Origin of the sequence: Cytobacillus luteolus (assembly GCF_017873715.1) — a bacterium.
Classification (GTDB): Bacteria; Bacillota; Bacilli; order Bacillales; family Bacillaceae_L; genus Bacillus_BV; species Bacillus_BV luteola.
In genome coordinates, this window is record NZ_JAGGKM010000004.1 from 91,537 (window position 1) to 104,333 (window position 12,797).

Annotated in this window: 12 protein-coding genes; 1 reads left to right on the top strand and 11 read right to left on the bottom strand. The window is 38.2% G+C overall.

The genetic code is table 11. From position 1 onward, the window contains the following. Window positions 1-11 precede the first annotated feature (11 nt). From floA to J2Z26_RS12530, 5 genes are all read right to left on the bottom strand, one after another. Window positions 12-998, bottom strand: a complete 987-nt coding sequence (floA, locus tag J2Z26_RS12510) for a flotillin-like protein FloA (protein ID WP_193535493.1) — start codon at window positions 996-998, stop codon at window positions 12-14. A gap of 16 nt (window positions 999-1,014) precedes the next feature. Beyond that, on the bottom strand, window positions 1,015-2,349 hold the full coding sequence (locus J2Z26_RS12515; RefSeq protein WP_193535494.1) for an NfeD family protein: 1,335 nt from the start codon (window positions 2,347-2,349) through the stop codon (window positions 1,015-1,017). A gap of 430 nt (window positions 2,350-2,779) precedes the next feature. Continuing rightward, window positions 2,780-3,226 carry a GatB/YqeY domain-containing protein gene (locus J2Z26_RS12520; RefSeq protein WP_193535495.1) on the bottom strand — a complete coding sequence of 149 codons (447 nt, stop codon included), beginning with the start codon at window positions 3,224-3,226 and terminating at the stop codon, window positions 2,780-2,782. Window positions 3,227-3,241: 15 nt separating this feature from the next. After that, entirely contained in the window at window positions 3,242-3,415 is a 174-nt protein-coding gene (rpsU, locus tag J2Z26_RS12525; RefSeq protein WP_193469724.1) for a 30S ribosomal protein S21, read from the bottom strand. Between the two features lie 199 nt (window positions 3,416-3,614). Continuing rightward, window positions 3,615-4,175, bottom strand: coding sequence for a flavin reductase family protein (locus J2Z26_RS12530; protein WP_193535496.1), 561 nt, complete (start codon window positions 4,173-4,175; stop codon window positions 3,615-3,617). 224 nt (window positions 4,176-4,399) lie between these two features. Between J2Z26_RS12530 and J2Z26_RS12535 the strand changes: the two genes are divergently transcribed. Then, window positions 4,400-5,326, top strand: a complete 927-nt coding sequence (locus J2Z26_RS12535; protein WP_193535497.1) for a Na/Pi symporter — start codon at window positions 4,400-4,402, stop codon at window positions 5,324-5,326. A 43-nt stretch (window positions 5,327-5,369) separates the two neighbouring features. Here J2Z26_RS12535 and deoC read toward each other — a convergent pair whose 3' ends face one another. From deoC to dnaK, 6 genes are all read right to left on the bottom strand, one after another. Next, entirely contained in the window at window positions 5,370-6,038 is a 669-nt protein-coding gene (deoC, locus tag J2Z26_RS12540; protein WP_193535498.1) for a deoxyribose-phosphate aldolase, read from the bottom strand. Between the two features lie 268 nt (window positions 6,039-6,306). Beyond that, a complete protein-coding gene (gene mtaB / locus J2Z26_RS12545; protein WP_193535499.1) occupies window positions 6,307-7,671 on the bottom strand; it encodes a tRNA (N(6)-L-threonylcarbamoyladenosine(37)-C(2))-methylthiotransferase MtaB in 1,365 nt (454 codons plus the stop codon). Window positions 7,672-7,676: 5 nt separating this feature from the next. Beyond that, entirely contained in the window at window positions 7,677-8,423 is a 747-nt protein-coding gene (locus tag J2Z26_RS12550; RefSeq protein ID WP_193535500.1) for a 16S rRNA (uracil(1498)-N(3))-methyltransferase, read from the bottom strand. 55 nt (window positions 8,424-8,478) lie between these two features. Further along, window positions 8,479-9,417, bottom strand: coding sequence for a 50S ribosomal protein L11 methyltransferase (gene prmA, locus J2Z26_RS12555; protein ID WP_193535501.1), 939 nt, complete (start codon window positions 9,415-9,417; stop codon window positions 8,479-8,481). 29 nt (window positions 9,418-9,446) lie between these two features. After that, on the bottom strand, window positions 9,447-10,577 hold the full coding sequence (gene dnaJ / locus J2Z26_RS12560; RefSeq protein WP_193535502.1) for a molecular chaperone DnaJ: 1,131 nt from the start codon (window positions 10,575-10,577) through the stop codon (window positions 9,447-9,449). A gap of 384 nt (window positions 10,578-10,961) precedes the next feature. Continuing rightward, complete coding sequence (dnaK, locus tag J2Z26_RS12565; protein WP_193535503.1) at window positions 10,962-12,794, bottom strand: molecular chaperone DnaK; 1,833 nt, start codon at window positions 12,792-12,794, stop codon at window positions 10,962-10,964. Window positions 12,795-12,797: the final 3 nt, after the last annotated feature.

Sequence of the window (12,797 nt, forward strand, 5' to 3'; positions counted from 1 at the left end):
CCAAGTAGGCGTTATTTTTTAGTGTCATCCTCATCTGAAAGCTTACCGATAGAGTCTCTCATATCTGTATCAGCTGAGATATTTTGAATATTCATATAATCCATTACACCTAATTTACCACTTTTTAAAGCCTCAGCCATTGCTAATGGGACAGTAGCCTCTGCTTCAACAACCTTCGCACGCATTTCCTCAACACGAGCACGCATTTCTTGTTCATGAGCAACTGCCATTGCTCTACGTTCTTCTGCCTTAGCTTGTGCAATATTTTTGTCAGCTTCAGCTTGATCAATTTGTAGTGCAGCACCAATGTTTTTACCGATATCAATATCCGCAATATCAATCGAGAGGATTTCAAATGCAGTACCTGCGTCTAGGCCTTTTGAAAGTACTGTTTGTGATATCATATCTGGGTTTTCAAGAACTCTTTTGTGATCATGTTGTGAACCGATTGTACTTACAATCCCTTCACCTACACGAGCAATAATCGTTTCTTCACCAGCACCACCGACTAAGCGTTCAATGTTAGCACGTACTGTAATTCTAGCTTTTGCTTTAACTTCAATCCCATCCATCGCTACACCCGCGATAAAAGGTGTTTCAATAACTTTGGGATTAACACTCATCTGTACTGCTTCTAGTACGTCACGGCCAGCTAAATCAATAGCAGCCGAGCGTTCAAAGGTTAACTCAATATTTGCACGTTGTGCAGCGATTAGTGAATTGATCACTCGGTCTACATTACCACCTGCTAAATAGTGACTCTCTAACTGATTTGTATTTACATCTAGTCCTGCTTTTACTGCCTTAATAAGTGGATTGATAACACGACTTGGGATAACACGTCGTAACCTCATTCCAATTAAAGTGAAAATCCCTACTCTAACACCCGCTGCTAATGCAGAAATCCAGAGCATAACTGGAACAAATGTAAAAAGGATTGCTAAGAAGATAATTCCAACAGCTATTGCGAGTAATACTAAAAGAGAACCTGGTTCCATCATTGTTTCCTCCTAATTATTCATTTGATTTTTCTTCTTGTTCCCGGACAACAATGCGATGTCCTTCAGTTTTTACAACTACTACTTTTTTGCCTTGTAAAATATAGGCACCCTCTGTCACTACATCAAGTCTTTCATTATTTATAATAGCAGTTCCTGAAGGTCTTAGCGAAGTTAAAGCAACTCCTTCCAAACCGATTAATTCTTTTCGGTTCACATTAGAGACATAACCACTTTCAGTATTCGTTGAGTCTTTCAAAATAATCTTTTTAAATATATTCATTTTTTTACCAAACACCTTAAATAGAATAATAGATGTCAATGTCGTTACCCCAATCGCGATTAATAATGATATTGCCATATGTGTGACATCGTCTGTTGCAATGAACAAACTTGTTAGAATTGCCCCAAAGCCAATTAGGCCTATAATACCACCTGGAACAACAAACTCTAAAAGTATTAGCACAATACCTATTATGAAGAGGATAATTGACTCGAATCCTGCTAAGCCTGCTACAAGATGTCCGTAAAAGAATAATAATAATGCTGAGGCTCCCATAATTCCTGGAATACCAAATCCTGGTGAATAAAGTTCAAGAACTAATCCTAAGCTTCCTATGGAAAGTAAGATTGGGACCACGATGGGATCAGTAATGAACCTAGCAAGTTTTTCAGCAAAGGTAACTTCTACTCGCTCAACCAGGGCATCCTTATAACCAAGATGATGTAATAATTCGTTTAAGGTTGCAAAAGTACCCTCTGAGTACTTTACTTCTACAGCTTGAGATGCTGTTAAGGTTAGAAACTCACCTTTACCCGCACCATACTCTGGTAGATCAATATCAGGGTCAGCCATCGCTAAAGCATATAATGGATCTCTCCCATTTTGTTCAGCTGCTGATTTCATATTGGCATACCAAGCAGATTGTGATTTCAAATCCGCTGCATTACCATCCTGAGTAATAATTCCTGCAGAGCCCATTTTTCCATCCGGTGTCATGTAGATATTATCTGCATTGAGAGCAATATATGCCCCTGCAGATAAAGCCTGATTGTTTATAAAAGCCACTATAGGAATATCAGTTGCTACAATTCTTTTGGCAATATCTCCAGCAGCAGCTACTACACCACCAGGAGTATAAATGTCTAAAACAATAAGGTCAGCGCTAGATTCTTCAGCTTCAGTTATTGATCGATTAATAAATGCAGATAATCCTTTTTCAACTGTAGCTTCAACTGGTATAACATATACTATACCGTCAGGACTACTCTTTATATTAGCTGGGTTTATAGATAAGACGATCGCTAATGCAACTAAGCTTACGTAAAGCAGTAAACGGAATTTCTTCATGTACTCCCTCCTTTCTGATTTGAACATCTTACCCTATATATAGTATTTTCTTCTACTTATGTAAAGTAATACGAATAAGATGGGTGAAGGTTTCATTTTCACTCTGAATTTTATCATTAATTTATATTTAGGTGTTATTCGCTAGAATCCACTCGCTTTCCGCGGGCAGTCCGGGAGCCTCCTCGTCGCTACGCTTCTGCGGGGTCTCCCGTTGACGTGCTACTCCAGCAGGAATCTCGTGGATTCTAGCGAATAACACTACTTTTTAAAATAGACTCAAAGTGTACTTGGAAAATGAAACCCATATATTCAATCACCATGATATTGATAGTATTGCCTTAAGTATGAATTATCTCAATTAACTCATAAAAAAAATGGCATCTTACCTTAAAGTAAGATGCCATCTTTTTATTCTGAAAGGCTTTTAACCTTATGAAAGTTGTTGTTGTACAATTTTATTAACGAGTGAGCCGTCAGCCTTACCTTTAACCTTTGGCATTAAGGCACCCATTACTTTACCCATATCAGCTTTTGAAGTAGCGTTCACTTCTTCGATTGTTTGTTTAACAATAGCAGTGACTTCTTCTTCATCTAATTGTTTAGGCATGTAAACTTCAACAATCTTTATCTCAGATTGAATTTTATCAACAAGGTCAACGCGACCTGCGCTCTCAAATTCATGGAGGGAGTCTTTACGTTGTTTTAATTCTCGAGATAGGACTGTCAGTTCAATCTCCTCAGATAACTCGCCTGTACCAAGCTTAATAGCCTCATTTTGCAGTGAGGATTTAATCATCCTTAGAGTCGTAACTTTGTCTTTTTCTCTATTCTTCATCGCTTGTTTTATATCATCATTTAAACGCTCGAGAAGACTCATAAACTACACCCTCTTTTAGAATTTGCGCTTTCTTGCAGCTTCAGACTTTTTCTTACGTCTTACGCTAGGCTTTTCATAGAATTCGCGCTTTCTTGCTTCTTGAATCGTACCTGATTTTGATACAGTACGTTTAAAGCGGCGAAGAGCATCTTCAAGCGATTCGTTTTTACGAACGACCGTTTTTGACATTCTAAATCCCTCCCTCCGAAAACAACAGCTAAACATTATGTTCACATGTTTAGAATTAAAGTTAAAATTACGTCATTTGTTTCTGCTTTACAATTTAAATAGCATACTCCAATAGACAAAAGATAAACATGTACTTTGCAATTATAATATATCCCTAAAATTAGGTCAACTGTATTCTACGAAACAGGGTTTTACCTAATTAATCCTTAGTATATAAATCAATAGTGTCATCTTGTTTATTTAAAAGCTTGTATTTAGACCTACCAAGATATAAAGGGATGGAAATTTCGCTGAAATCAGGTAACCCATTTGATGCAAATTTATTCTCATCTTTATAAAATTGTGTAATATTACCTACAATCCAATCATGATCGCCTAGAGGAATAATATTAGTTACACGACATTCGTATGCTACATAAGCTTCACTTAAAATAGGCGCAGAGATGGTCTTACCAGTCTGAATCTTAATTCCCAGCTCAGAAAACTTGTCGGTATCTCTCCCACTCGTTATCCCACAGTGCTGGATGTAATGTACATGTTCTGCGCTGACAAAATTAATAGCAAATTCCTTAGAATTCGCAATTAAGTCATATGTGTAACGTTCCTTTGCAATCGAAACTCCATAGATTGGAGGCTCATATGAAATGTAACTGTGCCACCCTGCAGCCATAATATTTTGTTTGTCGTTGTATTTCGCTGTCACTAGGGCTACCATACCTGGGTAGCTATGCATTACTGTTTGATTCATTGCTTTTAACATTTAATAACACCTGCCATTATAATAGTTTGTTCATAAAGGAGGACAAAAAGAGCCGAGAAGTTCGAGAAACGAATGACTCAAGGACCAGAGAGTCAGAGTGACGAAGAAATTCGACAGCTTTTTTTCCCGGACGTTTTGAACCTCCTCTTTAAAATTGTTTTTAGAAAGAAGTCATTTATACTCTACCTTGTCCATACAATGTTTCTAAGAGGTGAGACAAGGTTATGATTGAATTGCTATCTTTGTTTGCAGTTTTTATTGCCATATTCCTTTTTGGCATGACTGTTATGAGAACTGGTTTATATAATTTATCTGGCGATAAAATGACTGAATTTCTAGTTACTTTTACAGGTAACCCCTTCAAAGGATTACTAGTGGGTACTGTCATTACAGCGATTATCCAAAGTAGTTCTGCTGTAATGGTAATTGTAGTTGGTTTAGTTGCAGCAGGATATATGACTTTTAAGCAATCTTTAGGAATAATCCTCGGTACTAATATTGGTACAACTATTACAACCGAACTTATATCAATTCAAATATATGATGCTGTCGTTCCCCTATTAATTATAGGCTTTTTATGTTTACTTTCAAGTAAAAGGCAGCTGTTTAGCATTGGAGCTATACTATTTGGTCTAGGTTGTTTATTTGTTGCTATGCAAGGATTTGGTCATTTATCACGACCAATTTCTCTATTACCTGGTGTACATGCATTCTTTGAACACACAAATGAAAATGGGTTGTTAGGGATTGGATTAGGGACAATACTTACTGCAATTATTCAATCAAGCACTGCAACAACGGGGATCGTAATGGGGTTCCTTAATGAAGAGCTACTTACTCTTCATGCAGGAATTGCTATTGTACTTGGAGCAAATATAGGTACTTGTATAACTGCTTTTCTAGCAAGTGTCGGAGCAAGTCATGAAGCTAAATTAACTGCATATGCTCATATATGGTTAAACATTTTTGGTGTGCTTTTATTTTTCCCATTTATAAATTATCTTGGATCATTAGCATCCACTTTGACTGCACTTCCCGATATGCAATTAGCACACGTAAGTGTTATTTTTAATATTCTTACCTCAATAGTGGCCCTCCCTTTAGTCGGACTATTGTCTGGATTCATTCTGTGGATGCATAAAAGGGCATAAATCTCGAAAAAAAGACCAAGCCTGATAGCGGCTTGGTCGTATATTAATATTCTGAAGTACTAGTTAAACCTTTAACAATTTCTACTCCTGCACTGGCACCAATACGTGTTGCGCCTGCTTCAACCATATCTTGAACACCTTTTAAATCACGAACACCACCAGATGCTTTTACCCCAATATCTGGTCCCACTGTTTTTCTCATCAAAGCAATATCCTCCACTGTAGCCCCTCCAGTTGAGAAGCCAGTTGAAGTTTTAACAAAGTCAGTACCAGCTTTGACAGCTAATTGACAAGCTCTTACTTTCTCTTCCTCTGTTAAAAGACTCGTCTCAATGATTACTTTAGTAAGGGCTTTCCCCTTAGCTGCTTCAACTACTGCACGGATATCACGTTCAACTAGGTCATCATTTTTGTCTTTTAAGGCACCAATATTTATAACCATGTCTACTTCAGTTGCACCATTTTCAATTGCATTTTTCGTTTCAAATGCCTTTGTTTCTAGTGTGTTTGCACCTAATGGAAATCCAATAACCGTACAAACCTTCACTTCAGTTCCAGCTAGTTGTTCAGCAGCTGTTTTGACCCAAGTTGGGTTAACACAAACAGAGGCAAAAACATATTCCTTTGCTTCTGAACATAATTTTAGGATTTGCTCCTTTGTTGTATCAGCCTTAAGTGCAGTATGATCAATCAGTTTTGCAATGTTATTCATATGTATCATTACTCCTTCACAACTTAGTTGTACGTACCTTTATTTATAATAGCATTACCGATTAAAAAACACGAGAATAATCTTAGTATGAACAATAAAAACATTTTCAACTAATATTCTTTTTAAAAAGATTAGGGAATCTGAGTATTTTTGTGTAACATCGGCATTTAAGCGGACCGAGTCCGCCAAAGGCTGTTCGAAAAATTTTTAGCGACTGAGATACTGGTTTCTCCCTAAAAAAAAAACAAAACCCAGCTAATTCACTGGGTTAAGAACTCAATTTTACGGATTCGAGTGTTTTTACTAGTTCATCGTCGACTACTTTTACAAATTGTCCTTCGTTATATGGGTAACCTGCTTTTGTAATCTTAACTTTTACTAGTTTGCCGATCATGTCTTCAGAAGCAGGGAATTTTACTTTTAGGTAATTGTCTGTATACCCCATATAAAGACCTGTGCTTCCTTCTTCTTTAAACTCTTCTTCTGGGATAACCTCTAATACTTCATTTTCAAACTGTGAAGCGTATTCTTTAGCAAGCTGGTCAGATAATGAAATTAAGCGATGTACTCTTTCATTCTTAATTTCTTCATCAACTTGATCGTCCATCCGTGCAGCAGGCGTTCCAGTACGTTTAGAGTATGGGAAAACGTGCAACTCTGAGAATTTATGCTCGTTTATAAAATTGTAGGTCTCCATAAACTCCTCTTCCGTTTCACCGGGAAAACCAACAATTACATCAGAAGTAATTGCTAAGCCTGGTAAAGCTTCCTTTAGCCTAGTTAAACGGTCTGCGAAGTGTTCCATTGTATACTTACGTCTCATTCTTTTTAGAACAGTGTCAGAGCCTGACTGTAGTGGAATGTGTAAATGACGGACAATTTTATCAGATTTATCTAGTACGTCAATAACTTCGTCCGTGATTTGACTAGCCTCGATAGATGAAATACGGATACGTTTTAATCCTACTACTTTATCATCTAAATCTTGTAGAAGCTTCGCAAGGTTATAGTCTTTCATGTCCTCACCATAACCACCCGTATGAATCCCAGTAAGAACAATTTCCTTATAACCAGCATTTACAAGTGCTTGAGCCTGAGTAATAACCTCTTTTGGGTCTCTAGAGCGCATGAGTCCACGTGCCCAAGGAATGATACAGAAGGTACAGAAATTATTACAGCCTTCTTGTATTTTTAAAGATGCACGTGTTCGGTCTGTGAATGATGGAACATCTAACTCCTCATAAACACGCGCTTTCATAATATTACCAACACCATTAATTGGTTGTCTTTCATTTTTATATTGGTCAATATAGTCCAACATCTTAACACGATCCTGTGTACCGACTACGATGTCTACTCCTGGAATCGCCATAATTTCCGCAGGTGAGGTTTGAGCATAACAACCTGTTACACAAATAACCCCGTCAGGATTTTTCCGAATCGCACGTCGTATTACTTGTCGACTTTTCTTATCGCCAGTATTTGTTACCGTACACGTATTTATCACGTAAACATCGGCCATTCCTTCAAACTCCGTACGGTCATAGCCTTGTTCTTTAAAAAGTTGCCAAATTGCTTCTGTTTCATAATGATTTACTTTACAACCTAATGTATGAAATGCTACTGATGGCATCCTTTTCACCTCGCTAATTCAAAATAATACGAAACAGCAGATAACAAGTATAACGGTGCTGTTTCTGCCCGCAAAATTCTTGGTCCAAAACTGCATGAAACAAAACCAGCGTCTCTTAACGAGGCAACTTCCTTATCGGCTAAGCCACCTTCTGGACCAACCACGACTAGAAGAGAATCTCCTGGTTTCATTTGTTCTAAGGTTGAGGCTAACTTAGATTTTTCGCCACTTTTAGCGTCTTCCTCATAAGCAATTAATTTATATTGATAACTTTCACCTAATGAAAGTAATTGTTTAAGTGTTAGAGGGGCTTGTACAGTTGGGATTTTTGTACGATGAGACTGTTCTGCTGCTTCTTTTGCAATCTTTTCCCATCTCTCAACTTTTTTACCGCTTTTTTTCTCATCCCATTTTACAATTGAACGAGTCGCAATAAAAGGGACAAACTCACTTGCCCCTAGTTCGGTCCCTTTTTGTATAACGTATTCAAGTTTGTCCCCTTTAGGCAACCCACTCACAATGATTACATTTATCGGTAATTCTACAGTGTCCACAATCCATTCTACAACATTGGCTAAGACAGATTCATTGGTAATTTCAGTAATAGTACATCTTGCCGCTTTTCCACTAGGATTGCAGCATATTAGCTGATCGCCAATGCTCATTCTCATGACCCTTGTAATATGGTGAACATCTTCCCCTAGAATTGTCGATTGATTATCGTCCATTTTTTCTACAAAATAACGTTGCACGGAGTGACACCATCCATTCTTTACATAAAGGTTATTTAGTCAACATTTAGTAGCCTTAATTTTTTCTAGCAATAAATGCAACCCAGTCTTCCATTACAACTGTTTCTTCAATTGCAAAGCCTGCTGCCAATAAGCCTTCTTTTACCTCTTCTTTTTTAGCTGTAATAATTCCTGAGGTGATAAAGAGACCACCTTTTTTCAAGATCTTATTTGCATCCTCTGTAAATAATAAAATGATTTCAGCTAAAATATTGGCTACGACAACATCGACTGGACCCTCAATATTGTTTAACAGATTATTTTGAGAAACGGATACGATATCCTCTACCTTATTAAGCTTTACATTTTCAAGTGCACTTTCCACCGCAACTGAATCCAAATCAAGTGCTTTGATTTCTTTTGCACCCAGCATTGCTGCTGCAATACTTAGTACGCCTGAACCTGTTCCAACATCGATTACTGAATCTCCTGTTTGCACTGTTCTTTCCAATGCTTGTATACATAGTACAGTTGTCGGATGAGTTCCTGTTCCAAACGCCATTCCTGGGTCTAGTTCAATAATTAATTCGTCCGTACTTACAGGCTCATAGTCTTCCCATGTTGGTACGATCGTAAATCTTTCAGAGATTTTTACAGGGTGGTAATACTTTTTCCAAGCAGTCGCCCATTCTTCTTCATTGACTTCAATTAAAGAAATTTTATTATGTCCGATATCGATACCAAACAATAATAAACCATTAATGGCTTCCTTTATTTCTTCAACGGTTTCTGATAAAAAGCTATTTACAGGTAAATAGGCCTTAACAACAACACCTTCTTCAGGGTAATCATCAGGATTGAGTTGGTAGATTTCACCAAAAACTTGTTCGCGTTCTTTGGTTAATTCGAAAGGATCTTCAATTACTACTCCACTAGCTCCCGCTTCATGTAAAATATTCGAAATAGGTTCAACAGCCTCCTGTGTAGTATGAATACTAATTTCCGACCATTTCATGTCTACCAACTCCAATTTTAATTTAAGATTTATTCACCTTTAAAAGCTCTTTTAACTTTTGCGAAGAAGCTATCATGCTGCTCGTCAGGTGCCTCATGACCACTGAGGTCTGAAAACTCACGTAATAATTGTTTTTGTTTTTCGGTTAATTTAGTAGGTGTAATAACACGTATTTGAATATGTTGATCTCCTTGGCCATATCCTCTTACATTTTGTACACCTTTACCACGCAAACGGAATTTAGTGCCAGTTTGTGTTCCAGCAGGAATTTTAAGCTTTACCTTCCCATGAAGAGTTGGTACCTCAACCTCATCCCCTAAAGCAGCTTGTGCAAAGGTTAATGGCATTTCACAGTAAATATCATCGCCGTCTCTTTCGAAGAATTCATGTCCTCTTACCTGGAAGACAACGTAAAGGTCACCTGGAGGTCCACCATTTACCCCTGGCTCCCCTTGACCTGCTACACGCAATTGTTGACCATCGTCAACTCCTGCAGGTATCTTAACGTGTATCTTCTTACGCTTTTTCACTTTACCTGTGCCGCTACAAGTTGAACATTTATGCGGTATTGATTTGCCAGTACCGTTACAGTGATTACATACACGTCTATTTACAATTCGACCAAATGGTGTATTTTGTTCTACATTTAGTTGACCCGATCCATTACAATGTGAGCATGTACTTGCCTTTGTACCAGGTTTTGCACCTGAACCGTCACACGTATCACATGTTTCTTCTCTTGGGATTTCGATGTCGGTTTCTTTACCAAATACCGCATCCTCGAATTTAAGTGTCATTGTATATTGTAAGTCAGCACCCTGTCTTGGTGCGTTTGGATCACGGCGTCTACCTCCGCCACCAAAGATTGAGCTAAAGATATCTTCGAAGCCAAAGCCACCACCGAAATCTCCGCCGCCACCAAAGCCGCCAAACCCTTGGTTCGGATCAGTATGACCAAATTGATCATAGTGAGAACGCTTTTGGTCATCACTTAAGACCTCATAAGCCTCTTTGACTTCCTTAAATTTCTCAGCAGCATCTTCAGCTTTGTTAATATCAGGATGGTATTGTTTTGATAGTTTTCTATAAGCTTTTTTTATCTCGTCTTTTGAAGCACTTTTGCTAACCCCGAGTACTTCGTAGTAATCTCGTTTACTCATTTAAAACCCACTCCCGCTTCCTTTCACATAAAGATTATTCTATCATTTCTCAAAAGTAAAAGGCAATATTTTGTATGGTTCCTTGACTTTTAGACATTCAGATTCAAATATTTCTACCCTAAAAAAGTTTGTAAAACTACATAGGATGTTATTCGCTAGAATCCACTCGCTTTCCGCGGGCAGTCCGGGAGCCTCCTCGGCGCTAAGCGCCTGTGGGGTCTCCCGTTGACATGCTACTCCCGCAGGAGTCTCGTGGATTCTAGCGAATAACTGAACATTGCACACTGGCCAACTTACTATTATGCGTAATACTAGTCTACCTGAAAAAAGTCAAAGCCAAGGCATGCCTGACTTCGACTTTTTTCTTCATGTATTTAGGAAAGTTTATTTATCGTCTTTTACTTCTTCATATTCTGCATCTACGATATCATCTGCTTTTTTACCAGTTGCTTCACCTTCAGCACCATCGGCACCTTGTGCAGCTTTAGCAGCTTCTTCGTATAGCTTTACAGAAAGCTGTTGAACGATTTCTTGGAGTGCATCCTTCTTCGTACGCATTTCTTCAAGGTCGTTCTTTTCGATTGCAGCTTTTAAAGCATCTTTTGCTTCATTTGCTTTCGTTACTTCTGCTTCGTCAACCTTACCCTCAAGGTCTTTTAGTGTCTTTTCTGTTGTAAAGACTAACTGATCAGCCTCATTGCGAAGCTCAACTTCTTCTTTACGTTTTTTGTCCGCTTCAGCATTTTCTTCTGCTTCGCGTACCATTTTTTCAACTTCCTCATCAGATAATCCTGTTGAAGATTTGATTGTGATTGCCTGTTCTTTATTTGTGCCTAAATCTTTTGCACGTACATTTACGATACCATTTTTATCGATATCGAAACTTACCTCGACTTGAGGGATTCCACGTGGTGCTGGAGGAATGTCTGATAATTGGAAGCGACCTAATGTCTTATTGTCAGCTGCCATTGGACGCTCACCTTGTAACACGTGAATATCTACTGCTGTTTGGTTGTCAGCTGCAGTTGAGAACACTTGTGATTTACTTGTAGGGATTGTCGTATTACGTTCGATTAACTTCGTAAATACTCCACCCATTGTTTCAATCCCTAATGATAAAGGTGTAACGTCAAGTAATACAACGTCTTTAACGTCTCCAGTTAAAACTCCACCTTGAATCGCAGCACCTAATGCTACTACCTCATCTGGATTTACACCTTTGTGTGGCTCTTTTCCTGTTTCCTTTTTGATTGCTTCTTGTACTGCAGGAATACGAGTTGAACCACCAACTAAAATAATTTTATCAATTTCACTTGCTGAAAGACCGGAATCTTTGATTGCTTGGCGAGTAGGACCCATTGTTCTTTCAACTAATCCAGCAGATAACTCATCAAACTTCGCACGAGTCATGTTTACTTCTAAGTGAAGTGGACCTGCTTCTCCTGCAGTGATGAATGGTAATGAAATTTGTGTAGAAGTTACTCCTGAAAGATCTTTCTTTGCTTTCTCAGCAGCATCTTTTAGACGTTGCATTGCCATTTTATCTTTAGAAAGATCAATGCCATTTTCTTTCTTAAATTGTTCAACTAAATAATTGATGATTACTTGGTCAAAGTCATCTCCACCAAGGCGGTTGTCTCCAGCTGTTGCTTTTACTTCAAATACGCCGTCCCCTAGTTCAAGGATAGATACGTCAAACGTACCACCACCAAGGTCATAAACTAAGATTGTTTGATCTTCTTCAGTTTTATCTAATCCGTATGCTAACGCAGCAGCAGTAGGCTCATTAATAATACGCTCAACTTCAAGTCCTGCAATACGACCTGCGTCCTTAGTCGCTTGACGCTCTGCATCGTTAAAATAAGCAGGTACCGTGATTACAGCTTTTGTAACCTTTTCCCCTAAATAGTCTTCAGCATATGATTTTAAGTATTGTAGAATCGCAGCTGACATTTCTTGTGGAGTATATTCTTTATCTTCCACAGTTACTTTGTAATCTGTACCCATATGACGTTTGATCGAGATGATTGTATTTGGGTTTGTAATCGCTTGGCGCTTTGCTACTTCCCCAACTTGACGCTCACCGTTTTTAAATGCGATAACGGAAGGTGTTGTACGATTCCCCTCAGGGTTTGGAATAACTTTTGCTTCTCCGCCTTCCATAACGGCAACACATGAATTTGTTGTACCTAAGTCTATACCAATAATTTTACTCATTAT

What these genes read in the sequence shown, in the direction of transcription:
- J2Z26_RS12530 (WP_193535496.1), bottom strand. Translation starts at nt 4,175, where the DNA reads ATGTTAAAAGCAATGAATCAAACAGTAATGCATAGCTACCCAGGTATG.
- mtaB (WP_193535499.1), bottom strand. Translation starts at nt 7,671, where the DNA reads ATGCCATCAGTAGCATTTCATACATTAGGTTGTAAAGTAAATCATTAT.
- deoC (WP_193535498.1), bottom strand. Translation starts at nt 6,038, where the DNA reads ATGAATAACATTGCAAAACTGATTGATCATACTGCACTTAAGGCTGAT.
- dnaK (WP_193535503.1), bottom strand. Translation starts at nt 12,794, where the DNA reads ATGAGTAAAATTATTGGTATAGACTTAGGTACAACAAATTCATGTGTT.
- J2Z26_RS12520 (WP_193535495.1), bottom strand. Translation starts at nt 3,226, where the DNA reads ATGAGTCTTCTCGAGCGTTTAAATGATGATATAAAACAAGCGATGAAG.
- prmA (WP_193535501.1), bottom strand. Translation starts at nt 9,417, where the DNA reads ATGAAATGGTCGGAAATTAGTATTCATACTACACAGGAGGCTGTTGAA.
- rpsU (WP_193469724.1), bottom strand. Translation starts at nt 3,415, where the DNA reads ATGTCAAAAACGGTCGTTCGTAAAAACGAATCGCTTGAAGATGCTCTT.
- J2Z26_RS12535 (WP_193535497.1), top strand. Translation starts at nt 4,400, where the DNA reads ATGATTGAATTGCTATCTTTGTTTGCAGTTTTTATTGCCATATTCCTT.
- J2Z26_RS12515 (WP_193535494.1), bottom strand. Translation starts at nt 2,349, where the DNA reads ATGAAGAAATTCCGTTTACTGCTTTACGTAAGCTTAGTTGCATTAGCG.
- dnaJ (WP_193535502.1), bottom strand. Translation starts at nt 10,577, where the DNA reads ATGAGTAAACGAGATTACTACGAAGTACTCGGGGTTAGCAAAAGTGCT.
- floA (WP_193535493.1), bottom strand. Translation starts at nt 998, where the DNA reads ATGGAACCAGGTTCTCTTTTAGTATTACTCGCAATAGCTGTTGGAATT.